Below are 22,141 nucleotides of genomic sequence, written 5' to 3' on the forward strand. Positions count from 1 at the left end.
TCGCCACCGTCATGTCCGCCAGGCCCGGCCTCGTTCTGTTCGCACACGGCTCGCGCGATCCGCGCTGGGCCGAGCCGTTCGCGCGGTTGCGCGAGCTGTTGGGTGCACAACGTCCCGACGCCGATATCCGGCAGGCATTTCTCGAACTGATGACACCCAGTCTCGGCGAGGCGATTGCCGATCTCGCGGCCAGTGGCTGCCGCGAGGTCACCGTGATCCCGGTTTTCCTTGGACAAGGCGGCCATGTGCGCCGCGACCTGCCGGTGCTGGCAGACGCGTGCCGTCAGGCACATCCCGATGTCACGGTGCGGGTAAGCGATGCGGTGGGAGAAAACGACGCCGTGCTGCAAGCACTGGCCGCCTACTGCGCCAGCGAACTCGACCGGCACGCCCCGGGCTGAGCGCCCGGTCCTGCCAGCCGATCAGGCGGCCTGTCGTGCCGCCTGCTGTGCGAGTTGCGTCAGCGACTCGGCCTTTGCCCCGGCGAAGACTTCCCCGATAAGCAGCACGCTCGGTTGCGACGCATCGAACCACGGTGCCGCGAGGCCATCCGCCAGATCGCCCAGCGAGAGCAACGCACGGCGCTCGCGCACCGTCGTGGCGGCCTCGACGATGGCGACCGGCGTGGTGCGAGGCTTGCCGTTCGCGATCAGTTCACCTGCGATGCGTTGTGCCGCATCTCGCCCCATGTAGTACACGAGCGAATCCGCCGACGCCTGCGCCGTGATCTCCGCCGAATCGGCCGCACGGCTTTGCGTTGCAAAGGCCACGCTTCGGGCGACGCCACGCAACGTCAGCGAGCGCCCGAGCGCTGCGGCACTCGCCAGCGCCGCCGTGATACCGGGCACGACTTCCACTTCGATGCCTGCAGCTTCGAGCGCGCGTATCTCTTCATCAGCCCGCCCGAACAGCATCGGATCGCCACCCTTGAGGCGCACCACGAGGGCATGCGTACGGGCGTGATCGATCAGTTGCTTGTTGATGAAGTGCTGGGCACTGGAGTGCTTGCCGCAACGCTTGCCAACCGCGACGCGCTTGGCCTGCGGGCACAGCGCCAGCATGTCCGGCTCGACCAGGGCGTCGTGCAGCACCACGTCGGCCTGCGCCAGCAACCGGGCGCCGCGCACCGTGATGAGATCCGCGGCACCGGGACCGGCGCCGACCAGAAAGACCTTGCCCGGCAATGCGGGGGTAGAGGAGCGTGTCGTCGTCATGATGCGCACCGATGCAAACGTAAGCGAAAGTCAGGCGATCACGCAGCAAGCGCGCGGATCATGCCGGCGGCCACGGTGTGATGCGTGGCTTCGTCGATGAGCACGAAGGCGCCCGTCGCGGGATTGGCATCGTACAGATCCGCTGCCACCGGCTTTTGCAGGCTCAACTGCACCCGGCCGATGTCGTTCATGGCGAGCGTGGTCTTGTCCGTGCCGTGCGAGAGCGTGCTCACGTCGAGCACCGTATCCACGCTGCCGACCTTCACGTACACCGTGCTCGTGGCCTGCTTGAGCAGATACTTGCGTTGCGGCGCGAGCGCGTCCTCGTCGAACCAGCAGACGTCGGCAGACAGCTTGCGCGACGGTTCCAGCACCGATGCCTCGGCCACGAACGTGTCGCCACGCGACACGTCGACATCTTCCGTCAGACGAATCGTGACGCACTGGCCGGCGAAGGCCTCTTCGAGCAAGCCACGCGGGCCAACGATTTCGGCAACATTCGCCGTGCGCCCGGCGGGCAGCACGCGCAGCGCCTGCCCCACGCGCACCGACCCCGACTCCACGCGGCCCATGTAGCCACGGAAGTCGTCGGCATGCGAGCCGTCCTGACGCGCCACCAGTTGCACCGGGAAACGCAGTTCGCCGCCGGACTGCGCGACAGGCAGCGACTCCAGCACGTCGAGCAGCGGCTCGTCCTGATACCAGGGCATGCGCTCGCTCGCGTACACAATGTTGTCGCCCTTGAGTGCCGAGACCGGCACGAAGCGCACGTCCTGCAGCCCCAGACGCTGGGCCAGCTCCAGATACGCGGCACGAATGGCGTCGAACGCCGCTTCGCTGTAGTCGATCAGGTCCATCTTGTTGATCGCGACGATCACGTGCTGCAAGCCGAGCAGCTTGACGATGGCGCTGTGTCGCTTGGTCTGGGCGAGCAATTCGGTACGGCCGTCGACTTCGGTCACGCGCGTGGCGTCGACCAGAATGATCGCGGCATGCGCGGTGGAGGCGCCCGTCACCATGTTGCGCGTGTACTGCTCGTGCCCCGGCGTGTCGGCGATGATGAACTTGCGCCGGGCGGTGGTGAAGTAGCGATAGGCAACGTCGATGGTGATGCCCTGCTCGCGCTCGGCTTCGAGGCCGTCGGTGAGCAGCGAGAAGTCGATGTCTTCTCCGGCGGTGCGCTTGTGCTTGGCCCGGGCGAGCGCCGAGAGCTGGTCGGTCAGCACCGACTTGCTGTCATACAGCAGACGGCCGATGAGCGTGCTCTTGCCGTCGTCGACGCTACCTGCCGTGATGAAACGCAGCACGCCGAGGTCTTCCTGATGCGGGGTGAGACTCATGATCTTTTCAACTCGATGACTTGGCCCCCGGCGCGTCGAAGCGGCGCGCCCGGCGGGCTCTGGTGTCTGAACGGAAACTGGGCGACAGCGTGCCTCAGAAGTACCCTTGTTTCTTGCGCTGCTCCATGGCCGCTTCGGACGTCTGGTCGTCCATGCGGGTGGCGCCTCGCTCGGTAATGTCGGTCACGGCCGTCTCGGCGATGATCTCCACCGGACTCGACGCGACGCTCGACACCGGGCACGTGCAACTGATGTCGCCAACCGTACGGAAGCGCACCGATGCCAGTTCGCTCGACTCGTCGTCCTGCTTCGGCGTGAGCGGCGTGACCGGCACCAGCAGACCATTGCGGCGGACGATTTCACGCTCGTGGGCGTAGTAGATCGACGGCAGATCGAGGTTCTCGCGGGCGATGTATTGCCACACGTCCAGCTCGGTCCAGTTCGAGATCGGGAACACGCGCAGGTGCTCGCCCTTGTGCAAACGGGCGTTGAACAGATGCCACAGTTCCGGGCGCTGCGCCTTCGGGTCCCACTGGCCGAACTCGTCGCGGAACGAGAAGATACGCTCCTTGGCGCGGGCCTTCTCCTCGTCGCGACGCGCGCCGCCGATCATGGCGTCGTAGCCGTGGTGATCGATGGTCTCGAGCAGCGTCACGGCTTGGGCCGCATTACGCGAATCGTTCTCGCGACGCAGGCGAACCGTACCGCGTGCAATCGAATCTTCCACGTGCCCCACGACCAGCTCGGCGCCGAGCGCCTTGGCGTGACGGTCGCGGAACTCGATCACTTCCGGATAGTTGTGACCGGTGTCGATGTGCACCAGCGGGAACGGCAGCACGGTCTTGCGATCCGGGCCGAGGCCGAAAGCCTTGAGCGCCAGGTGCAGCACGACGACCGAGTCCTTGCCGCCCGAGAACAGCAGCGCGGGCTTGCGGCACTCCGCCACGACCTCGCGCAGGATGTACATCGATTCGGCTTCGAGCCAGTCCAGATGATCCATTCGCGAGCCATTGGCCTGCGCGACTTCGTGCATCGCACCCATAGTGTTCCCTTCCTTGACGATTCCGAGATTTCCGAGATTGTGTTGGTTGCGATGTCACGCCGGCTCGGCGCCGACATCGCCCTCCATCCTGTTTGCGCGGTGCGTCAGTTCGACTGCACCGTCACGGGGATCTTGCTCAGGTTGCCCGCGTGCAGCCCGCATTCCTTGCTGTCGCGCGACTCCCACCACCAGCGGCCGGCGCGGCTGTCTTCGCCCGGCCGGATCGCGCGCGTACACGGCTCGCAGCCGATGCTCGGGTAGCCGCGTGCATGCAGCGGATTGACCGGTACGTCGCGCGACGTGAGGTATGCCCACACCTGCGCTTCGGTCCAGTCGAAGATCGGGTTGTACTTGGCGATGCCGCGCGCGTCGTCGTGCTCGGCCAGCGCCAGTTCGCCACGGGTGACCGACTGCTCGCGGCGTTGGCCGGTTAGCCAGGCATCGGCGTCGGCCAGCGCGCGCCCGAGCGGCTCGACCTTGCGAATCTGGCAGCACGCCTTGCGAAGCTCGACGCTTTCGTAGAAAGCATTGGCACCGTGTTGGGTGACGTATTGCTCAACGGCGTCGGCCTGCGGTGCGTATTGCACGACGTCGTGGCCGTAGCGCGCCTTGATCTTCTCGATCATGCCCAGCGTCTCGTCATGCAGACGTCCGGTATTGAGCGTGAAAACGGTGATCGGCAACTGATGGCGCAGGATCACGTGCGTGATCAGCATGTCTTCCGCGGCCAGGCTGCTGGCGAACTTCACGTTACGATGCGCCCCTGCGATGCGGGTCAGGCGCTCGACCAGCACGGACTCCATTTCGTCGAGCAACGCCATGTCCTGATGTTCGACATCGGTCACGTTGGCGGGCACGGCGGCCGGGGTGGGTTCCCAGCGGGATTCGTTTCGCATGTCGCGAACTCCTTCTTATAGATAGTGCGTCAGCCGACCAGCTTTACGGCAGCGAGCGTGAGCGTTGCCGCCAGCGCCCCGCGCACGATGCGCTCGGGCAGATGGCGAGTCAGTTTCGCGCCCAGCCAGATTCCGGGCAGCGAGCCGATCAGCAGGCTGCCGAGCAGTGTCCAGTGCACCGTCTCGAGCCAGATATGACCAAGGGCGGCAATCGCCGTCAGGGGCACGGCGTAGGCAATGTCCGTTCCGGCCACTTCGGCCGGTTCCAGTTGCGGGTACAGCATCAGGATCAGCGTCGCACCGACGGCACCGGCGCCAATCGAGGAAATCGTGACGAGCACGCCGATCACCGCCCCCACCCCGACGGTGGCCACCGCCTGCGTGCGGCCGGTCAGTTGCCAGCTCGGATGGGCGCGCAGGGCGGCGAGCAGCCGGGCGCGAAACAGCAATGAGAGCACTGTGAGCAGCACCGAGCCGGCAATCGTCAGCTTGATGACATGCAGCGCTGCGTCGCCGATGCCGCCCAGTTGCTTCAGGCACAGAATCGTGACCAGCGCCGCCGGCAGGGCGCCGAGCGTCAAACGCCGCACGATGTGCCACTTCACGTGGCCGTGGGACCGGTGCGCGACCGTGCCGAAGCTCTTGGTAATGGCGGCGAACGCCAGATCCGTCCCCACCGCCACCGGCGCGGCATAGCCGAGCAGCAGCGTGAGCAGCGGCGTCATCAGCGAACCGCCTCCGACACCGGTCAGGCCGACCAGCAGGCCGACGCCAAATCCGGAGAGGGGTTCGAGCCACAGCGACATGGATGACGTTCCTGGTGGGGTCTAAATGCCTGACGGGAATAACGTTATCGAAACAGTGGCACCCACTGTAATGAAAACGCTATATACTTCAAACGAATTAAAAATTGTTTGTATATTTTCTAAAGTTATACAAATGAACCTGCACCAGTTCCGTTTTGTGCGCGAGGCCGTCCGTCAGAATTTCAACCTGACAGAGGCTGCCAAGGCGCTGTTTACCTCCCAGCCGGGGGTGTCGAAGGCCATCATCGAGCTGGAAGAAGAGCTCGGCGTCGACATCTTTGCCCGGCATGGCAAGCGCATCCGTAATCTGACGGAGCCCGGGCGCATCATTTTCGAGTCTGTCGAGCGCATCCTCATGGAGGTGGAAAGCCTCAAGCGGATCGGCAAGGACTATGCCGCCCAGGATCAGGGCAGCCTGACGATCGCCACGACGCACACGCAGGCACGCTATTCGCTGCCGCACGCGGTGGCCGAGTTCAAGAAGCGTTATCCGAAGGTGCGACTCTCGATCCTTCAGGGCAGCCCGACGCAGATCGCCGAGATGGTGCTGCACGACCAGGCCGATCTGGCGATTGCGACCGAAGCCATCGCCGGCTATAAGGATCTGGTCTCGCTGCCCTGCTATCAATGGCAGCACGTGGCCGTGGTGCCGCCCGACCATCCGTTGCTGCAACTGTCGTCGGTCGGCATCGAGGATCTCGCCAAGTACTCCCTGATTACTTACGACCCGCAGTTCGCAGGGCGCGCCAAGATCGATCAGGCGTTCGCGCTGCGGCATGTCCAGCCGGACATCGTGTTGGAAGCCATCGACGCGGACGTCATCAAGACGTATGTCGAGCTTGGGCTGGGCGTGGGGATTCTGGCGGGGGTGGCGTTCGATCCGGAGCGTGACCGCAATCTCCGTGCGATTCAGGTCGGGCACCTCTTCGGCACGAACGTGACGCGTGTGGCCCTCAAGCAAGGCGCCTATCTGCGCGGTTACGTCTTCACGATGGTCGAGCTGCTCTCGCCCATCCTGACCCGCAAGCTGGTTGAACAGGCCCTGCGCGGCGAACACGAGAGTTACGAGCTTTGATGCGGTGCCGCCGCCGCGTACCCGGGTGACCGGCGCTTCGGCGGCAACGTCCTCTCAGAATGCTTCGTTGATCTGGAAGTAGGCGCCGCGCGTCTGCCGTCCGAAGCCGACATCGAACCGCACATTCACCCGCGGCTTGAATTCGAAGCGATAGCCGAACCCGCCATTGGGCAGCCAATGCCCCGTAGCTAGCGCGCCGGGCCGGTCCGCAATGGAACCGGCGCCGATCCAGACGACGGCGCCGTGGCGTCCGACGATGTGCATCCGGTACTCGACCTGCGCCGTCACCATGTTTCGGTCCCGGTACTGCCCCAGAAAGTAGCCGCGCATGTGCTTGCCGTCACCGAACGTCGGCATCATGCTCCAGGGCACGTCTCCCCAGCTGAACTTCCCGTAGACATCGACGGCGAGCACATCGCGCTCGCGAAACCGCGTGTAGTGGTCGTAGGACCATTCGAACGACTCGAACGCCGTACTGCTGCCGAACGCGCGACGGTAGACCGTGCTTGTGAGCGTCAGGGCCTGCCCGCGATACGGATTCGGGATGAAGTCGCGCGTGTCGTAGGAGAAGTTGGCGCTCAGACCGATGCTACGAACGTAGGGCCCCGCCGGGTTGGCAGGATCGGTCAGGAAGGCGCTCTGGTCGCCTTTGTCGCGATTGACCGCCGAGTCGAAATGCGCGTCCACGCCGAAGCCGCCGAAGGCGTTGGGCCACAAGCGCCAGAGAAACGTCGCACGCACGAAGGCACTGCGCTTGGTGTACTTCTCCCGGTTATCGTCGTTGCTCGCCCGGTCGTACCCGATACCCCAGTACTGCGTGGGCATATTGACGAGTGCGCCCGCGAAGACGAAACGGAAACGATCGTCGGCGAAGAAGGTGGTGTTGTCCACACCGATGCCGAAGGCGCCTGTCGTCGTGCCAAAGCCGTGGAGTGTCATGGTGGAGAGTTGCGTCGTGGGCAGCGCGTCGCGCGTCTTGTACAGCCCCACGGCCGCCGCGCCGATGCCGAACCCCATCTCCGGGTTATAGAACGGTCCCGGCATGACGCCCCAATCCATGCCATGACTGACGTCGACCTTGTCGGCCGCTCCCAGCTTGGTCAACAACCGGTCGAGCCAGCCCTGTTGCTCGGCGGGCGTCGCAGGCGCAGTCGTCGATGGGGCCGCCGCCGATGCATCGGCCCTCCTGTCGTCGGCGCTGGCCTCGCCGCAATTTGCGAAGCTCGCGACGACCATCGCCACAAACGCGCCGTTGCGCGCACCCCGTCTCCATCCGGCGGGCAGCGTCATGCGCATCAGAACCTCAGGAACGCCGTGAGGATGACGTCGTTACGGTTGTACCCGTAACCGAACTCCGCCAGCAGCCCGAAGCGCTTGCTCGCCGCCCAACTCAGGCCGGCCACCCCGCTCCAGCTTCCGCTCACCGACTGGTCGATGCGGTAATCGAGCCGCTGCGTCTGGCCACCCGCGGCCTCGATGGGGACATCGAAATGGCCGGTGATCGTTGCGCGCGTGCGGAACCAGGTGGCGCCGACATATGGTGTGAGAATGCCCGCCGATCCCAGATGCAGGTTCCAGCCCACGCGTGGCGAGATGTTCCAGGAATGGATGAGCGATTCGGACATGGAGATGTCCGAGACCGTGTAAGTCACGGGCAGCGAGAAGAAGAGATCGCCGTAGGTACCGACAAGCGTGAATCCGCCGCCATACGTGTGGCCGCTGTAATCGGCACGGGCCGTCGGCAGCTTGATCGGATTCGCGCAATTCGGGGGCGGCCGCCTGCCAGCACAGCCGATATTCAGGCCGAAGAACTGTTCGAGCGCAGTGAGCGACGAGAAGTTGATGTCGATGTCGCCGCCACCGCGCACATTGCCGACGATGGCGTACACATTCATGAACGGAAACAGCCAGGCGCCGAGCTGAAACTGGTTCGACTCGCTGCGAATGTGCGACTGATCGAACTGGACGAAGTCGGCGGAGCGCAACGGATTGCCGTTCGCGCCGACCATCAGGTTGCTCAGCTGATAGCGTTGCGCACCGTTGAAGTACGAATAGCCGACGTCATACGGATTCGGCAGGTGATACCCGCGGTCGATGACACGCTGCGCAAAGAATGGCAGCGCACGGTCCCAGTGCCTCGTGGCAGTGGGTGTCGGCGCGGCGGCTTGCGGTGCCGCAGCACCGCTCGACGATGCCGACGCGTTCGCCGCTGCTGCGTCGTCCGGCGTTGACGATGCGGCGGGCGCTGCGGATTCAGCCGCCGACGTCGATGGCGAGGTCGACGGCGTAGCCGTCGGCCCGATCACGCCGCGGTACCAGCCACGGTGCGTCGTGACACCTTCACCCTCCGCGGGCATCGGCGCAATCATCGTGGCGCCGGTCGCCCCTGCGCCCCAGGCCCCCGCCTCGCGGGACGCTCCTCCCAGCGCGGCGATCACGCCCGCCACGGCCCCCCAATGTCTCGCGCTCCCCCACCTTTGCATGCGTGTTTCCCGTCATCAAGAAATTGATTGCGACGCAAAACACCCTCAATGCCAGGCGCTGCCGACCTGGACATAGAAGGCGTTCTCTTCCTTACTGTGTGCGATATCGATGCCAACGCCGAGCCCGAGTTTGCTGGCGATCAGATAGCGAAAGCCGACACCGACACTGACCACCGCGTCGGCATCGGAGAACGACCGCCATCGCCCCCATGCCCGCCCGGCCCCGGTGAAGCCGAGCACCGACCAGCGTGGCGTGACGTTCCAGCGCAGTTCCGCCTCGACCATCGCGGCATTGCGATCCTGATAGCGGCCCTGCTGTACACCGCGCAGCTTCACGTAGGGCTGTGCGTAGAAAGGCGTGTCGCCCGCAGAGAACCGGCCGTCGAGCCGCAGACCCAGCACCCAGGCGCGTCCGATCGGGAGCCATGTGTAGCCACGGCCGTTGTACGTTTCGAACGATTGCGAACTTCCCGCCCACGGACGCGCCGCCTGAATCTCCAACTCCATGTAGCTGCCGCGATTGGGGAAGAACATGTTGTCGCGCGAGTCGTAGTCGATCACCAGCCCCACTTTGCCGATGCGGCGTTGCGCATCGGGGAGCCCGACTTCCTGCGCGACTTCGCCGGTGAAATGGGTATTCGAATCGAAATAGGTGTAGCGCGGACCGATATACCAATGCGAATTGGCGATGCGAAACAACACCTGCTGAACAAGCAGCCAGCCGTTGAGCTGATACGAACGCGGTGAATTCGACAGCCCGTAATAGTCCGTCTTCATATTCACTTTCGCGAGTCCCCCGAGATACCGAATTGAATCGCCGCCCCACGTGTGGAAATGCATCAGGCCGGCACCCCAAGTACCGTTTTCGGTGTACATCCCACCGACCGCCGTGATGTTCGGCGGCGACATTACGCCGGATTCTTTCGCACTTCGGGCCGCATCGGCCATCGATTCGGAGAAGAACATCAGGGCCACGCCACCACCATAACCAATCGCTGGCTCGGTAATGATCATCGGCACCGGGAGCGCGCCGCTGCGGTTGAGCAGGAATTCGCTGGCGTCGAACTTGTCGTCCTCGGGCGAGCGCCACGACGTGCGCTGTGGCCGCGCTTGCGGCGCCGCCGGTTCCCCCGGCACGACGACCGGCGCCTCGGCCTGCGTCACGGATGCTGCGGGCATGTCCTGTGACTGCGCATTGGCGCAAGAAAGCGACACCGCGCCGAAGACTGCGAAGAAAATCGCCAATGCGTGCTGCGCCGCCCATTCTCGCGGCTTCTCACCCGACAGTCTTTGCATTGGCCGCTCTCTCCATACGGGCACGGGAGTCCGAAGTCGCCTTCTTTTAAAATTAATTTCAGAATTTCAATCGAGTAATTTTAATTACCATTTAATTACCAATAAATAACGTAAAGGCAATTAATTTCAATAAAACACTAAATCAGCAAGCACCTCGAAGTCAAAAATTAATTTCATTCATCTGGAATATCGTCGCGAATCGTGGACGGCATGCGTAGTGACCGGACCGTCGGGGCACGTTTAGGCGGACGAACGAAGCCACCACGACGAGTATTTTTCTTCTCCGGCCGAACGCAAGCGGTGCGGTATGCTTACGCGATTCGACCAAAAGGAGACCCCATGCGCTTATCTCTTCGCGGCATCCGCCTGTCGGGCGTGGTGCTGGCCATGACCCTGACCGGCATCGTGACAACGGCGCGCGCCGACATCACGGTCGGCATCGATCTGTCGTCAACCGGCCCGGCGGCGGCCATCGGCATTGCCAGCAAGAACGCCATGCAGCTTTGGCCGACCCAGATCGGCGGACAGAAGGCGCATTACATCTTCCTGGACGACGGCTCCGATCCCGGCACCGCCGTGAAGAACACGCGCAAGCTCATCAGTGAGAACAAGGTCGATGTGATCGTCGGCCCGAACATCACGCCGAGCGCGCTGGCCATGCTCGATCCGGTCTCGGAAGCGGAAACGCCGATGATCACGTTGATCGGTTCGGCGGTCGTGGTGGAGCCGCAGGACGCGAAGCGCCGCTGGGCCTTCAAGATGGCGGCGAACGACTCGGCCATGGCTGACGTGATGACGCGCTACATGGCGAACCACGGCATCAAGACGGTGGCCTTCATCGGTTTTGCCGACGCCTACGGTGAGAGTTGGCTCAAGGAATTCTCCAAGTTTGCGGAGCTTCGCAAGCTGAAGCTGGTGGCGCAGGAGCGTTTCAACCGCACGGACACGAGCGTTACCGGTCAGGTGCTCAAGCTGATGTCGGCCAAGCCTGACGCCATTCTGGTCGCCGGTTCTGGCACGCCTGCCGCGCTGCCGCAACGCACGCTCCAGGAGCGCGGCTACCCCGGCAAGATTTATCAGACGCACGGCATCGCCACGTATGACTTCGTTCGCGTTGGCGGAAAGGATGTCGAAGGCACCCTGTTCCCGACGCAGCCGGGCGTGGTCGCCAAGACGTTGCCGGCCGGCCATCCGGCGCGTACCGCCGCGCTGGCGTTCACCAAGCAGTACGAGGCGAAATACGGCGCCGACACCGTCACGCAATTCGCCGCCGACGCCTATGGGGTTTGGGATCTGCTCAACGATGCCGTACCGCGTGCCGCCAAGACGGCAGCACCGGGCACGCCCGCGTTCCGCGTGGCGCTGCGCGACGCGCTGGAGTCGACCCATAACCTGGCCATTCCGAACGGCATCATGAATCTGAGCCCGCAGGATCACGTGGGGCTGGATCAGCGTGCCGGCGTCATGGGCCAGATCAAGAACGGCAAGTTCGTCTACGTCTCGGACTGATGACGGCATGACGACTTACACCGTAGCGTTTATCGGACTGGGCGCGATGGGCGGTCAGATGGTGCGCCATCTGATCGCGGCAGGCCATCGGTTGCATGTGTATGCGCGCCGCCCGGAGGCCGCTGCGCCATACGTCGAATTGGGCGCGCAATTATTCGACACTCCTGCGCAGGCCGCTGCGGGCGCGGACTTCGTCGTGACCAACGTCACGACCACGCAGGACGTCGAGGCCGTGCTGTTGGGTACCGATGGCGTGGTGCATGGGGCACGTCCCGGCACGATCTGCGTGGATCACAGCACGATTTCGGCCGACGCGACACGACGCATGGCGGCGCGGCTCGCGCGGCATGAGATCACGCTGGTGGACGCGCCCGTGTCGGGTGGTCCGTCGCGGGCGGCCGATGCCTCGCTGTCCATCATGGTGGGGGCTTCGCCCGAGGTTTTCGAGAAGGTCAAACCGCTGTTGTCCATCCTGGGCAAGACGATCACTCACGTGGGCGACGTTGGGGCGGGTCAGGTGGCGAAGGCGTGCAACCAGATCGTTCAGGTGATCAATATTCAGGGGATTGCCGAGGCGATGCTGTTTGCGGCGCGCAACGGCGTGGATCAGGACAAGGTCATCGATGCGATTTCGCAGGGTCTGGCGGGAAGTCGCATGCTCGAAATGATGGGGCCCAAAATGGCGCATCGCGACTTTGCTGCGGGCATCGAGGCGCGGTTGCACGACAAGGACTTCACGATGATTCTCGACGCCGTGGCCGACGCCGGGCTGTCGTTGCCCGCGCTGTCACTGGTGAAGAACCAATTGTCTGCGCTGATGGCGCATGGCTGGGGCCACGACGACACGTCGTCATTGCTGCGCGTGCTCGAGGGTCAGCAGAAGGTCCATTGAGCGGACATGCGAGACGCGATGGCGGGCTTGTGGCCGGGGGAAATTTCGGTCATAATCTCGCCTTCGTCCGGTGAATCCAAGGATTTTCCGAACGAGTCACGCTGCGACACCGTCCGGTGAACGCACACCTGCCCAGGTGGTGAAATTGGTAGACGCAGGGGACTCAAAATCCCCCGCCGCAAGGCGTGCCGGTTCGATTCCGGCCCTGGGCACCAAAGTATTCCAAGGCATCCGGCGACTCCGCCCATCTCTGCCGAGCATCCCCTCTCAAAACACGTCCTCACTCGCTTTGCGTTTCGGAAGCCCTGAACGGACTGAAGACTCCACATCGTTTGACATCAACACTTGCCCCTCCACGCGTGCCGGAACGATTTCCGAACCGCGTGGCTGCAACTGTTCGATTTGGGTGACTGGCCGCAAGCCGCGTATCGTCCACAAAAACCGTAACGCGCGTTGATGGGGGCAGTCCGAATCCCACTCCGATACCCAATCGCCTCCGCCCATTGCGGACAAGTCGGCTAGCATGCAGAAATAGCGCGGCTTCCCGCGTACAGCCGGATTCCGGAAACACGCGGATCCTGTCTGCGAGTCACACCTCCCCGGGTGATTCGGACGTTACTGAAACCCAGGTCACTTTACGGCTGCCATGATGGACGAGTCCCCCAAGTTTCGGCGGGGTAACTTCATGGAGAGTCCTATGAGTCGTCCGAAGGATGTCACCGATAAGTCTCAAAATAAGCGCGAAAAACCGGAATGCCAGGATGCCGGATCCGGCCATTCGTACACGACGTCATTGAGTGCGCGCGCAAAGTCGCGGCGTCGGCACATCAAAGCCGATTGCCCATCCGATATGGCCGAAGGTGCAGAGGAGAAAGGGCTCTCGCGTCGGGAGTCGGCGCCTGCAGGCGGAGCCGTCGAATCCGAAGGTGACATCACAGTGCAGGCAACGACCAACGTCACCTCGCTGCACGCTCACAAGTCCGCGCGGCGCGCGCCCCACGCCGCGAGTGACGCAAGCAAAAGTACGGCGCAAATGCCAGGGTTCGCTCCCGGCTCGCGGGAGAAAATTCGACGGACGCCCGCAACCGCGCGAAGTCGCGATTCGGGCAGGCTAACCGAGGTGCAGACGCTGAAACTCCCCACGTCGCTGCCCCGTGAAGGTTTTGTCGTGTGGTTCCACCATCATGGCCAATACCTTGGCTTTGCGTGGAACGAAGCGGTGTCGGAGATTGAGAAAGCCCACGTGGAAAATGCCGATCACGCGATCTACTTCGACACGTTCGCGCAAGCCGCTGTCGCCTGTGACAAGTTCATCAGTCCTTGCCGGGTGCTTCACTCACCCGGCCCCGGAAAGCCGCCAAAGCTGATGGGATGACGTGGCTCGATGATCTGCCTCACACGGCGGATCATCGACCGTTCGACCGTTCGATCTTTTCGATGCCGCCCCGAGAATGTGCCCACGTCCGTGACAACGGGCATTTCGCTTTCACCCCGCCCGGGACAGAAAGTGCGTTGCCGCGACCAACGCCGTGCTGACGGTAACGATCGTTCCGATCAGGCGCCAGGTCTGCCGATGCATTTCCAAATGGAGATTCGCTCCCATCGCATGTACGTCGCGGCGGACATCAGCGATTTCGCTGGCGAACTCACGTCGCACCTCGCCGAATTCGCGATGCATCTCACTACGCAATTCCCCGAACCCCTGATGCATTTCCGAGCGAACGGTACCGACCTCGCGCGCCAGATCCTCCTTCGTCGCAAGTGTCGGCAGGACGGCCTCGATCTTCGTGACGCGGTCGTTCAACCGTAATTCGTCGTGTGTGTGTTTGCCATCTGGACCACTGGCTTTCGATCTCGTCGCTCGTGGATCCAACTTCCGGAGTGTTCCCATCTTTGTCAGCACCTTCTGCCGCGTCCCGACCAGCGAATCGCCGGCGTCGACGCATTGAAAAATGAAGTGCGTCACGGGAGTTCTCACGCAAATTCCGCTGAGAATTCGAACGACTTTCGCCGTCGCGCTTCGGTTCCCGTCACTGCTTGAGAACCACTCTACGCCGCTACCCGCCCTTTCGGCTCTGCGTAGTCGTCGCCGCCTGCGTCTCGAGATACGCGACGACCTCCTGCGCCGTAGCGCGTGCGCTTCGCATCACGCCGATCAACGTCGCCGACGCATACCCGGTCCACTCGCCATAACCGACGAGCCACAACCTCGGTTCGTCGACGGCACGCGTGCCGTCCACGCGAATTCGCCCTTCGACATCGGTGATCGACAACCCTTGCAAATGCCGCAGCGCCGGCCGAAACCCGGTACACCAGATAACGACATCGACTGCCGAATGCGAGCCGTCGTGCCAGATCACACCGTCGTCGACAAATCGCTCGAACGGTCGCACGGCATGCAACGCTCCGCGTTCGCGCGCAGCGCGGACCGACGGGACCATCACGATATGCCCCAACCCACTGTCGGGATAAGGGTCTGGCAGACCTTTCTGCGCCGCCTGCCATCGCGCCGTCGCCCGTTCGAAAAGCACGCGCCCGTCCACGTCATCCGGCAAATAGGACGGTGGCGCGAGCGTGACCCACGTCGCCTCGCTCGTTCCGGATACCTCCGCGTAAATCTGTGCGCCCGAGTTGCCGCCACCGACGACCAACACGCGCAATCCGCGAAACGCGTCGGCGCCGCCATACTCCGCCGAATGTACTTGACGTCCGCCAAACGTCGATTGCCCCGGATACGACGGCACATAAGGCGTGCGCCACGACCCCGTCGCGCTGACCACTGTGCGGGCAAGCCAGTCTCCGCCATCCGTCTGCACCCGCAGTCCCCCCCCCTCAGCGAAGACGGACGTCACGCTCACCGGCCGCACGACCGGCACCGAATACCGCGCCTCATAGTCATGCAAATACGCCACGACCTCATCGCGCGACGGATACTGGCGTTCGCCGCCGCGCATCGGCCACCCGGGAAGCGAGCTCCATTGGGCAGGTGAAAACAATTGCAGCGACGGCCACGCACGTTGCCACGCCCCACCCGCTGACGGTTGATCGTCGAGCACCACGTAATCCACTGCCCAGCGACGCAGGAAATACGCCGTCGCCAGCGCCGACTGACCGCCGCCGATGACCAGTGTGTCGACCGTTCGTAGCGGACGTTCGTCGTGCCCCGTCATGCCCTCCCCCTCATGTCGTTTCCTCTTCATCCGGTGACGTGCGCGGCCCGACCTGCCGGAAATAGCGACCAGGCGACTCGCCGAACGCGCGCCGGAACATGGCGATGAAATTGCTCGGCGTCGAATAGCCGAGCGAATCGGCGATCGTACTCACGGGCTCCCCGTTGGCCAGCCGCTCCAACGCACTGACCAGACGCGCCTGCTGCCGCCATTGCGTGAACCCCATCCCCGTCTGAGCGATGAAAAGCCGCCGCGCCGTGCGCGACGACACGCCGGCGTGTTGCGCGAGCACTTCGAGCGATGTGTGCGCCCCCAGATCCGCGAGCACGGCACGCGCCACCCGCTGCACGCGCGCATCGCTCGGCATCGGCAATCCGAGCGCCTCTGCCGGCGCGCGCTGAATTTCGTCGACGAGCACCTGCGCCAGGCGCGTCTCCTCCGGCGTCAGCACATCGCGCATCGACCATGACACAGCGCGCTTGACGAGGGCCGCGAGCAACTCCGACACCCCCACCACACTTGGCGTCGACGGTAACCCCGCAGCCGCCGATGGCGTGACCAGCACGATCCATCCGCTCACCACCCCCGCGAGCGAGACGCGGTGTGTCATGCCCGGCGGTATCCAACCCGCGCGATATGGCGGCAATACCCAGCCGCCATAGGGCGTATGCACGTGCACGAGCCCAGAGTGTATGCAGAACAGCTGCCCGCGCACATGGGAATGCCAGTCGAGTTCGCGCGTGCCGATCCGGAACAGGCTGCGTTCATTATCGTGTCCGCCGAATGCCCACACGGGCGGCCCGTCGAGACGATCGTTCGGCTTGTATTGGGCGAACGGCGACTCCGCGAGCGAGATGAGCGGTGCGTCGGGATTGAAGCCCATGGCTTTGTCCGATTGGCATTGTTTTATGACCAAACAATGTTATCAGGTCACCCGCGCACGCGCAGACAATGAACGCAGTGCCACTGCCAGCCGCCTTCGGGCGGTCATTCACATCATGTCTGCCTTGCATGTCACCATCATCGGCGCCGGTCTCGGCGGCCTATGCCTCGCTCAGGGCCTGCGCCGGGCGGGAATTTCGTTCGACGTCTACGAGCGCGACGACGCACCCGCCGCCCGCTTCCAGGGCTATCGCCTGCGGATCGACGCGAACGGCCTCGACGCGCTCGCCCAATGCCTCCCCGGCGACCACCTCACGCGTATCCGCGAACGCGCTGCCGTCGCTCGGACCGGCGGGCGCTTCGTCACCCCGCAACTCGACGATGCCGATGTCGTCCTGCCGCCAAGCTGGCACGACGCGCATGCCGAAACAAGCGCCACCGCCCGCCGCAGCACGTCAACCGCGGCGCGTCGAATCGCCCGCGCCGACCACATCCCCGGCGACGTGAGCCTGCACCGGCAGACGCTGCGCGAAATCCTGCTCGACGGCATTCTGGACCGCGTCCACTTCGGCAAAGCCTTCGCTCGCACGACCATCACCGCCGACGGGCGCAGAATCGCCCATTTCGACGACGGATCGCACAGCGCACCGGGGCTCGTCGTAGCCGCCGACGGCAGTCACTCCCGCGTGCGCGATTACGTCCTGCCCGGCATGACACCGCGCGACACCGGCAACGTCTGCTGCTACGGACTCACGCCCCTGTCCACCGCACTGCTCGTGCTGATGGACCGTCACGGCGAAGCCACGGTCATGGAGGGCAGCACCGTCGTTTTCGCCGACGGCTTTGCGGTGGTGATCGAAGCCATGCTGTTTCGCCGCCCCCCCGGCGCCGGCACCGCCCCCGTGGCGCCGCTCACACCGGATCGCATGCCGCTGTCGCCTGTATCGGACTATCTGTACTGGGCGTTCATCGGCCCTTCGCGAACGCTGCTCGGCGCGTCGTCGACGACCGAACCGGCGGGTGCGGTGCCGCTGGCGCGCATCGAATCGCTGACCGACACGTGGCACCCGCATCTGCGCTCGCTTTTTGCCAACGCCGTACCCGACACCGTCAGAACCATGCCTGTGCGCAGCACCACGAGCCCTCTGCCGTGGCAGGTCGACGGCGTGACCGGCCTTGGCGATGCCGTCCACACGATGAGTCCCGCCGGTGGGCTCGGCGCGAACACCGCGCTGCGAGATGCCGCCCAACTGGCCGCCCATCTGCAGGCCGCAGCACAGGGACAGCGCACGTTGTCGCAGGCGATCACGGCCTACGAACGCGACATGTGCGAGCGCGCGCAGGAAGCCGTGCGACTCGCGGACGCCGGCGCCGCATTGCTCAACGCCCGACGTAACCCACCACTCGCGCCAGCACGCGCTGCCGCCGACGCCGTCCACCTGTGAACGTCCCGCGCTCCCGTGTTACTTTTACGGCAATGTGACTGCGCGCTAGGAGTGACCATGTACACCGTAATGGGTATCACGGGACGAGTCGGCGGGGTGATCGGGCACGATCTGCTTCAGGCAGGTCTGCCGCTGCGGGCTGTCGTTCAGGACCCCGTCAAGTCAAGCCGATGGGCCACCCTCGGCGGCGAGATTGCCGTGGCAGAGAACGGCGACGTCGAAGCGCTCACGAACGCCTTCCGCAATAGCGAGGCCGTGTTCGTGATGTTGCCGCCGAACGCCGATCCGGAGCCGGACTTCTCGCACGCACGACATCTGATCGACGCCACTCGTCAGGCGCTGGCCGCCACCCGCCCGAAGCGCGTGGTGTGCCTGTCGAGCATCGGTGCCGATGCCGAAACGCCGAGCCTGCTCTCGGCGCTGCAAATGTTCGAAACGGCGCTGGTTTCGCTGCAGTTGCCGGTGACCTTCCTGCGTCCGGCCTGGTTGATGGAGAACTTCGCGTGGGACATTACGCCCGCACGCGAGCGCGGTGAACTGCCGAGCTATCTTGCGCCGGTGGATCGCGCGATACCGATGGTGTCGACGAGCGACGTCGGCCACTTCGCGGCACGCGCCATGCGGGACGACTTCAGCGACGAGCGAGTATGGGAAATCGAGGGCCCGGATCGATATTCGCCTGACGACATCGCCGAAGCACTCGCCCGCACGCTGGTGCGCGACGTGAGCGCCGAGGCGGTGCCGCGTGCCGGTTGGGACCCGCTGTTCCGCGCGCAGGGCATGCGTAATCCGCTGCCACGCATTCAGATGCTCGACGGTTTCAACGACGGCACGTTCCGGTTCCGCGACGACGGCAAACACACCCTGCGTGGCGAAGTCACGCTGCTCGAAGCGATCGCCGCGCTGGTTCGCGAGACCTGATCGCTGCGCGCGCGCAGCAAGCCTCGCGCACCGATCATCGGGGCGCGTGGCACCCGGGCGCCTGCGCGAGCAACGCAGGCCAGCGCGTGGCCCAGTCGCCGTCATGTGCGACGCCGGCCACCACCACCGTCCGAACGCATGACCCGCCCACTGCTGCAGCGAAACGCTTCGCGACTTCCGGCGGCACAACGGTGTCCTGCGCACTACTGAAGTGCAACTGCGCGATCGTCGCCAAACGCGCGGCGGTGTCGATCGGGTTGAGCGACGCGGGCATGGCAGACACGCCGTGGAGGCGATTGACATAGGCCACGTCGAGATTGCCCGCCACGGTACGCAACGACAAGACGTCGTCACGACGTGCGGCCACGAGCGCCGCGATCGCGCCGCCCCCCGAATAGCCGACGAGTCCCACGCGTTGTCCCGGCACGCGCGCGGCGATACGTCCGACGGCGTCGTTCATCGCATCGACTACCTCCGGCGCAAACCGTTTGCCGGTCCAGTACCTCACGTTGCATGTCGGGTTCTGCGACATGGGCGTGAACTGGCACGGACGCGCGAGATAGACCACATTAGGAGAGGTATCCGCCGCTGCCAGCGCGAGCCCTGTCGCGGCAACCGGCGTTGGATCGAGCGACGGCTCGGTGCGTGACAGCCAGGCGAGCCCATCGCCTTCGATGTAGATGCGCACCGGCGCGTCGGGCCGGGTGATGCGGGAAAAAGCCGTCAACACGAAAGGGCCACCCTGCACCGTCTCGCGATGCAGCCCGCCCGCCTCGGCGAGCGTCTGCGCGTGAGCGTCGCGATCGAGACTGGCGCAGCCTGACATGAGCCCCACCGCCAACGTGCAAATGAGTACGCACGCCCAGCGTTCAGCGCGCATGACCGGGTGCCGCAATGCCGGAATTGCCCACGAATGCCTCGAGCGCTTGCGCTGCCCGAACGGCCACGGGCGTCCACTCCGCCCTCGCCGTCTGACGGAACAGACGCATGCCCGGATACCACGGCGAATCGTCGCGCCCTTCGAGCCAGCGCCAGTCAGGCACGAACGGGAGCAGCACCCAGACGGGCCGCCCCATCGCGCCGGCCAGATGCACGGGTGACGAATCGACCGAAATGAGCAGGTCGGCCAGATGCAAAATCGCGGCCGTGTCTTCGAAATCACGAATCTCGTCGCTGAGCGAGACCACTGCCATGCCCGCGGGCGGCGTGTTCGCCTGCGCCGACGCAGGGCCCTTCTGAATCGAGAGGAACGTGGCACCCGAGGCACCCAGCGGGGCCAGTTGTTCGAGCGTCATCGAACGATTATGGTCGTTCACATGCTCGGGACGGCCCGCCCAGACCATCGCCACCCACGGCTTCGGCACGTTGGCGAGTCGCTCGCGCCAGAACGCGACGCGCACCGGATCGGCACTGAGGTATGGCATCTCGCCCGGCAGATCGTCGAGCTTGAGCCCCATCGCCATCGGCAAGCTCATCAGCTCGCAGTGCATATCGAATGCCTGGGTCAGCGTGCCGCGCGCCACGATATCCGTGTCGCCCCACATGCGCTTTGCGATGGACAGCGCCTCGTGGTTGACCTCGAAAATCACCCGTGCCTGACTACGCTCGCGCGCCCAGCGTGCCATGCGCATGAACTGGAACGTGTCGCCATAGCCCTGTTCGTCGTGAATGAGCAGCGTCTTGCCGGGGATCGGCTGCCCGTCCCAGCGCGGACGTTGCACCTTGCGCTCGATCGATTGCGTATGCTCGAGGCTGTAGCGATACCGGTACTCGCGCCACCCGCGCTCGAAGTCGCCGAGCAGCAGCAGCGCTTCGGCCAGATCGAAACGGTTGGAAAAATCGCCCGGCACCTGACGCGCGAGCATGTCGAGTACATCGCAACCTTCTTTCGTCTTGCCTTGCGCGCGTAGCACCATCGCCAGCAATCGCCAGACGCTCATCGCTGCAGCGCCCTTCGCCACCATGTCACGCAGCAACGTTTCCGCACCGGCGAAATCGTGCGCGGCAACGCGTGCAGCGATGGCGTCATGCATGACGGTTTGCGCCGGGCTCTGCTCGTCGGACGCAGGCGCTGGCGTTACCGTTGCGTCGGTTTCCCCGTGTGCGCCGGCCTGCGAGCGGTTCCGCGCACCGATGTCGGCATGCGCCTGCTCCCGCGCCGTCATGTCCGCTTCCACGTCGGCCAACGCCGCGCGCGCGTCAGCACTTTCCGGCACGAGACCGATCGCTTCGCGCGCACATGCGAGAGCTTCGTCGAGCCGTCCGACAAGACGCAAGATGCGCGCCCGTGCCACGAGGGTGGACGGATGCCGCAGTGCAAACGCCGACATCACTTCCACGATCTGCAACGCGCCGTCGACGTTACCGCGCGCCAGTTCGACGTCGGCGAGATTCCGATACGCGTCGACAAACTGCGGGTTGATTTCGATGGCGCGGCGCGCCAGCCCAGCCGCTTCGTCAAGGCGCTGCTGGCCGCGCAACAGCGCTGCCAGATTGCTATGGGCGTCGGCACGCTGCGGGTCGAGGGCGAGCGCCCGACGATAGTGTTTCTCGGCCTCGTCGGCATGCCCGAGCAGGGTGGCCGTGTTGCCGAGGTTATTCTGTGCGTCCGCCGACTCGGGCAGCAACTCGCCCACGCGCCGCAAGCTCGCCAGGCTCTGCGCCAGTTGGCCGGATTCCTGCTGCACGATGCCCAGGTTGTTCCATCCTGCGGCAAACGCCGGATCCACTTCGACGGCCTTTTGCGCGGCGTTCAATGCGTCGTCGAGGCGCCCGGCCTGACGGCACATCTCGGCCAGATCGGACCAGCAGGCCGCCGGCACGCCGGGCACCTTGCAGACCTCGCGCAAATGGTCGATGGCCATGTCGAGCTTGCCATAGGCATGCGCCATCAGGCCCAACAGGTAGTGTGCATCCGGATGTCCGGGAGATGCCTCGAGCACCCGGCGGCACAGCACTTCAGCCTGCGGCGCCTGCCCTGCCTGCCAGTGCGTATGCGCGCGTGCGATCGCCTGAGCAAACGTGAGGGTCTCGGCGACAGGCACATCGGCCGAGCCCGGCGCGTGGGCGGCCCCGGAAGGCGAAGAAGAGGAAGCGGAGGACATCGACAGGATGGGAAGGCGGTAGCGACCGCACGATACTTCCACGGCGCTCGCAATCGTGTCAACGAC

The 22,141-nt window shown here is 64.6% G+C and carries 20 protein-coding genes, 1 tRNA gene and 1 pseudogene; 8 read left to right on the forward strand and 14 right to left on the reverse strand.

What is annotated here, in order from left to right:
* Nucleotides 1-11 precede the first annotated feature (11 nt).
* The gene (locus ABWO90_RS07275; protein WP_353190541.1) at nucleotides 12-401 is read left to right on the forward strand and encodes a sirohydrochlorin chelatase; all 390 of its coding nucleotides are present in this window, start codon (nucleotides 12-14) and stop codon (nucleotides 399-401) included.
* A gap of 21 nt (nucleotides 402-422) precedes the next feature.
* Here the strand turns inward: ABWO90_RS07275 and cobA are convergent, their stop codons facing one another.
* The 5 genes from cobA to ABWO90_RS07300 form a co-directional block, all read right to left on the reverse strand.
* Nucleotides 423-1,214, reverse strand: coding sequence for a uroporphyrinogen-III C-methyltransferase (gene cobA / locus ABWO90_RS07280; RefSeq protein WP_353190542.1), 792 nt, complete (start codon nucleotides 1,212-1,214; stop codon nucleotides 423-425).
* Between the two features lie 38 nt (nucleotides 1,215-1,252).
* A complete protein-coding gene (locus tag ABWO90_RS07285; protein ID WP_353190543.1) occupies nucleotides 1,253-2,554 on the reverse strand; it encodes a sulfate adenylyltransferase subunit 1 in 1,302 nt (433 codons plus the stop codon).
* A gap of 94 nt (nucleotides 2,555-2,648) precedes the next feature.
* The gene (gene cysD / locus ABWO90_RS07290; protein WP_353190544.1) at nucleotides 2,649-3,596 is read right to left on the reverse strand and encodes a sulfate adenylyltransferase subunit CysD; all 948 of its coding nucleotides are present in this window, start codon (nucleotides 3,594-3,596) and stop codon (nucleotides 2,649-2,651) included.
* Between the two features lie 104 nt (nucleotides 3,597-3,700).
* Nucleotides 3,701-4,417 carry a phosphoadenylyl-sulfate reductase gene (locus tag ABWO90_RS07295; RefSeq protein WP_502922568.1) on the reverse strand — a complete coding sequence of 239 codons (717 nt, stop codon included), beginning with the start codon at nucleotides 4,415-4,417 and terminating at the stop codon, nucleotides 3,701-3,703.
* 104 nt (nucleotides 4,418-4,521) lie between these two features.
* A complete protein-coding gene (locus ABWO90_RS07300) occupies nucleotides 4,522-5,298 on the reverse strand; it encodes a sulfite exporter TauE/SafE family protein (RefSeq protein ID WP_353190545.1) in 777 nt (258 codons plus the stop codon).
* Between the two features lie 133 nt (nucleotides 5,299-5,431).
* Here ABWO90_RS07300 and ABWO90_RS07305 point away from each other — a divergent pair, with 133 nt between their 5' ends.
* Nucleotides 5,432-6,373: a CysB family HTH-type transcriptional regulator gene (locus tag ABWO90_RS07305; RefSeq protein ID WP_353190546.1), complete on the forward strand. Its 942-nt coding sequence runs from the start codon at nucleotides 5,432-5,434 to the stop codon at nucleotides 6,371-6,373.
* Between the two features lie 54 nt (nucleotides 6,374-6,427).
* Here ABWO90_RS07305 and ABWO90_RS07310 read toward each other — a convergent pair whose 3' ends face one another.
* Genes ABWO90_RS07310 through ABWO90_RS07320 form a run of 3 tightly spaced genes read right to left on the reverse strand, consistent with a single transcriptional unit; the run spans nucleotide 6,428 to nucleotide 10,152 of the window.
* Nucleotides 6,428-7,663 (reverse strand): BamA/TamA family outer membrane protein, encoded by a 1,236-nt coding sequence (locus tag ABWO90_RS07310; RefSeq protein WP_353190547.1) that lies wholly within the window; start codon nucleotides 7,661-7,663, stop codon nucleotides 6,428-6,430.
* Between the two features lie 5 nt (nucleotides 7,664-7,668).
* Complete coding sequence (locus tag ABWO90_RS07315) at nucleotides 7,669-8,856, reverse strand: hypothetical protein (RefSeq protein WP_353190548.1); 1,188 nt, start codon at nucleotides 8,854-8,856, stop codon at nucleotides 7,669-7,671.
* A 45-nt stretch (nucleotides 8,857-8,901) separates the two neighbouring features.
* Nucleotides 8,902-10,152 (reverse strand): BamA/TamA family outer membrane protein, encoded by a 1,251-nt coding sequence (locus ABWO90_RS07320; protein WP_353190549.1) that lies wholly within the window; start codon nucleotides 10,150-10,152, stop codon nucleotides 8,902-8,904.
* 387 nt (nucleotides 10,153-10,539) lie between these two features.
* Here ABWO90_RS07320 and ABWO90_RS07325 point away from each other — a divergent pair, with 387 nt between their 5' ends.
* The 4 genes from ABWO90_RS07325 (at nucleotide 10,540) to ABWO90_RS07340 (ending at nucleotide 13,928) form a co-directional block, all read left to right on the forward strand.
* Nucleotides 10,540-11,661: an ABC transporter substrate-binding protein gene (locus tag ABWO90_RS07325; RefSeq protein ID WP_502922569.1), complete on the forward strand. Its 1,122-nt coding sequence runs from the start codon at nucleotides 10,540-10,542 to the stop codon at nucleotides 11,659-11,661.
* Between the two features lie 7 nt (nucleotides 11,662-11,668).
* The gene (locus ABWO90_RS07330) at nucleotides 11,669-12,553 is read left to right on the forward strand and encodes an NAD(P)-dependent oxidoreductase (protein ID WP_353190551.1); all 885 of its coding nucleotides are present in this window, start codon (nucleotides 11,669-11,671) and stop codon (nucleotides 12,551-12,553) included.
* Between the two features lie 130 nt (nucleotides 12,554-12,683).
* Nucleotides 12,684-12,768: transfer RNA gene (locus ABWO90_RS07335), tRNA-Leu, on the forward strand.
* 482 nt (nucleotides 12,769-13,250) lie between these two features.
* Complete coding sequence (locus ABWO90_RS07340) at nucleotides 13,251-13,928, forward strand: hypothetical protein (RefSeq protein WP_353190552.1); 678 nt, start codon at nucleotides 13,251-13,253, stop codon at nucleotides 13,926-13,928.
* Nucleotides 13,929-14,039: 111 nt separating this feature from the next.
* Here the strand turns inward: ABWO90_RS07340 and ABWO90_RS07345 are convergent, their stop codons facing one another.
* From ABWO90_RS07345 to ABWO90_RS07355, 3 genes are all read right to left on the reverse strand, one after another.
* Nucleotides 14,040-14,519 carry a hypothetical protein gene (locus tag ABWO90_RS07345; protein WP_353190553.1) on the reverse strand — a complete coding sequence of 160 codons (480 nt, stop codon included), beginning with the start codon at nucleotides 14,517-14,519 and terminating at the stop codon, nucleotides 14,040-14,042.
* Between the two features lie 91 nt (nucleotides 14,520-14,610).
* The gene (locus ABWO90_RS07350; RefSeq protein WP_353190554.1) at nucleotides 14,611-15,723 is read right to left on the reverse strand and encodes an ArsO family NAD(P)H-dependent flavin-containing monooxygenase; all 1,113 of its coding nucleotides are present in this window, start codon (nucleotides 15,721-15,723) and stop codon (nucleotides 14,611-14,613) included.
* A 10-nt stretch (nucleotides 15,724-15,733) separates the two neighbouring features.
* Nucleotides 15,734-16,606 (reverse strand): AraC family transcriptional regulator, encoded by an 873-nt coding sequence (locus ABWO90_RS07355; protein WP_353190555.1) that lies wholly within the window; start codon nucleotides 16,604-16,606, stop codon nucleotides 15,734-15,736.
* Nucleotides 16,607-16,721: 115 nt separating this feature from the next.
* On the opposite strand from ABWO90_RS07355, the gene ABWO90_RS07360 reads away from it, so the two are divergent.
* A complete protein-coding gene (locus tag ABWO90_RS07360; protein ID WP_353190556.1) occupies nucleotides 16,722-18,050 on the forward strand; it encodes an FAD-dependent oxidoreductase in 1,329 nt (442 codons plus the stop codon).
* Nucleotides 18,051-18,107: 57 nt separating this feature from the next.
* Nucleotides 18,108-18,971 (forward strand): NmrA family NAD(P)-binding protein, encoded by an 864-nt coding sequence (locus ABWO90_RS07365; RefSeq protein ID WP_353190557.1) that lies wholly within the window; start codon nucleotides 18,108-18,110, stop codon nucleotides 18,969-18,971.
* A gap of 34 nt (nucleotides 18,972-19,005) precedes the next feature.
* On the opposite strand, the gene ABWO90_RS07370 is transcribed toward ABWO90_RS07365, so the two are convergent.
* The 3 genes and pseudogenes from ABWO90_RS07370 to ABWO90_RS25035 form a co-directional block, all read right to left on the reverse strand.
* Nucleotides 19,006-19,851, reverse strand: coding sequence for an alpha/beta hydrolase (locus ABWO90_RS07370; RefSeq protein WP_353190558.1), 846 nt, complete (start codon nucleotides 19,849-19,851; stop codon nucleotides 19,006-19,008).
* Complete coding sequence (locus ABWO90_RS25030; RefSeq protein WP_502922570.1) at nucleotides 19,841-21,004, reverse strand: glycosyl transferase family 8; 1,164 nt, start codon at nucleotides 21,002-21,004, stop codon at nucleotides 19,841-19,843. The genes ABWO90_RS07370 and ABWO90_RS25030 overlap by 11 nt, the downstream gene beginning before the upstream one ends.
* 231 nt (nucleotides 21,005-21,235) lie before the next feature.
* A pseudogene (locus tag ABWO90_RS25035) lies at nucleotides 21,236-22,075 on the reverse strand (tetratricopeptide repeat protein); the annotation flags it as partial.
* Nucleotides 22,076-22,141 lie beyond the last annotated feature (66 nt).

Origin of the sequence: Pandoraea pnomenusa (assembly GCF_040391475.1) — a bacterium.
In the GTDB taxonomy this organism is placed as follows: Bacteria; Pseudomonadota; Gammaproteobacteria; order Burkholderiales; family Burkholderiaceae; genus Pandoraea; species Pandoraea pnomenusa_C.

What these genes read in the sequence shown, in the direction of transcription:
- ABWO90_RS07275 (WP_353190541.1), top strand. Translation starts at nt 12, where the DNA reads ATGTCCGCCAGGCCCGGCCTCGTTCTGTTCGCACACGGCTCGCGCGAT.
- ABWO90_RS07355 (WP_353190555.1), bottom strand. Translation starts at nt 16,606, where the DNA reads ATGGGCTTCAATCCCGACGCACCGCTCATCTCGCTCGCGGAGTCGCCG.
- ABWO90_RS07370 (WP_353190558.1), bottom strand. Translation starts at nt 19,851, where the DNA reads ATGCGCGCTGAACGCTGGGCGTGCGTACTCATTTGCACGTTGGCGGTG.
- ABWO90_RS07325 (WP_502922569.1), top strand. Translation starts at nt 10,540, where the DNA reads ATGACCCTGACCGGCATCGTGACAACGGCGCGCGCCGACATCACGGTC.
- ABWO90_RS07285 (WP_353190543.1), bottom strand. Translation starts at nt 2,554, where the DNA reads ATGAGTCTCACCCCGCATCAGGAAGACCTCGGCGTGCTGCGTTTCATC.
- ABWO90_RS07315 (WP_353190548.1), bottom strand. Translation starts at nt 8,856, where the DNA reads ATGCAAAGGTGGGGGAGCGCGAGACATTGGGGGGCCGTGGCGGGCGTG.
- ABWO90_RS07310 (WP_353190547.1), bottom strand. Translation starts at nt 7,663, where the DNA reads ATGACGCTGCCCGCCGGATGGAGACGGGGTGCGCGCAACGGCGCGTTT.
- ABWO90_RS07360 (WP_353190556.1), top strand. Translation starts at nt 16,722, where the DNA reads ATGTCTGCCTTGCATGTCACCATCATCGGCGCCGGTCTCGGCGGCCTA.
- ABWO90_RS07340 (WP_353190552.1), top strand. Translation starts at nt 13,251, where the DNA reads ATGAGTCGTCCGAAGGATGTCACCGATAAGTCTCAAAATAAGCGCGAA.
- ABWO90_RS07350 (WP_353190554.1), bottom strand. Translation starts at nt 15,723, where the DNA reads ATGACGGGGCACGACGAACGTCCGCTACGAACGGTCGACACACTGGTC.
- ABWO90_RS07320 (WP_353190549.1), bottom strand. Translation starts at nt 10,152, where the DNA reads ATGCAAAGACTGTCGGGTGAGAAGCCGCGAGAATGGGCGGCGCAGCAC.
- ABWO90_RS25030 (WP_502922570.1), bottom strand. Translation starts at nt 21,004, where the DNA reads ATGCATGACGCCATCGCTGCACGCGTTGCCGCGCACGATTTCGCCGGT.
- ABWO90_RS07305 (WP_353190546.1), top strand. Translation starts at nt 5,432, where the DNA reads ATGAACCTGCACCAGTTCCGTTTTGTGCGCGAGGCCGTCCGTCAGAAT.
- ABWO90_RS07330 (WP_353190551.1), top strand. Translation starts at nt 11,669, where the DNA reads ATGACGACTTACACCGTAGCGTTTATCGGACTGGGCGCGATGGGCGGT.
- ABWO90_RS07365 (WP_353190557.1), top strand. Translation starts at nt 18,108, where the DNA reads ATGTACACCGTAATGGGTATCACGGGACGAGTCGGCGGGGTGATCGGG.
- ABWO90_RS07295 (WP_502922568.1), bottom strand. Translation starts at nt 4,417, where the DNA reads ATGGCGTTGCTCGACGAAATGGAGTCCGTGCTGGTCGAGCGCCTGACC.
- ABWO90_RS07300 (WP_353190545.1), bottom strand. Translation starts at nt 5,298, where the DNA reads ATGTCGCTGTGGCTCGAACCCCTCTCCGGATTTGGCGTCGGCCTGCTG.
- cobA (WP_353190542.1), bottom strand. Translation starts at nt 1,214, where the DNA reads ATGACGACGACACGCTCCTCTACCCCCGCATTGCCGGGCAAGGTCTTT.
- cysD (WP_353190544.1), bottom strand. Translation starts at nt 3,596, where the DNA reads ATGGGTGCGATGCACGAAGTCGCGCAGGCCAATGGCTCGCGAATGGAT.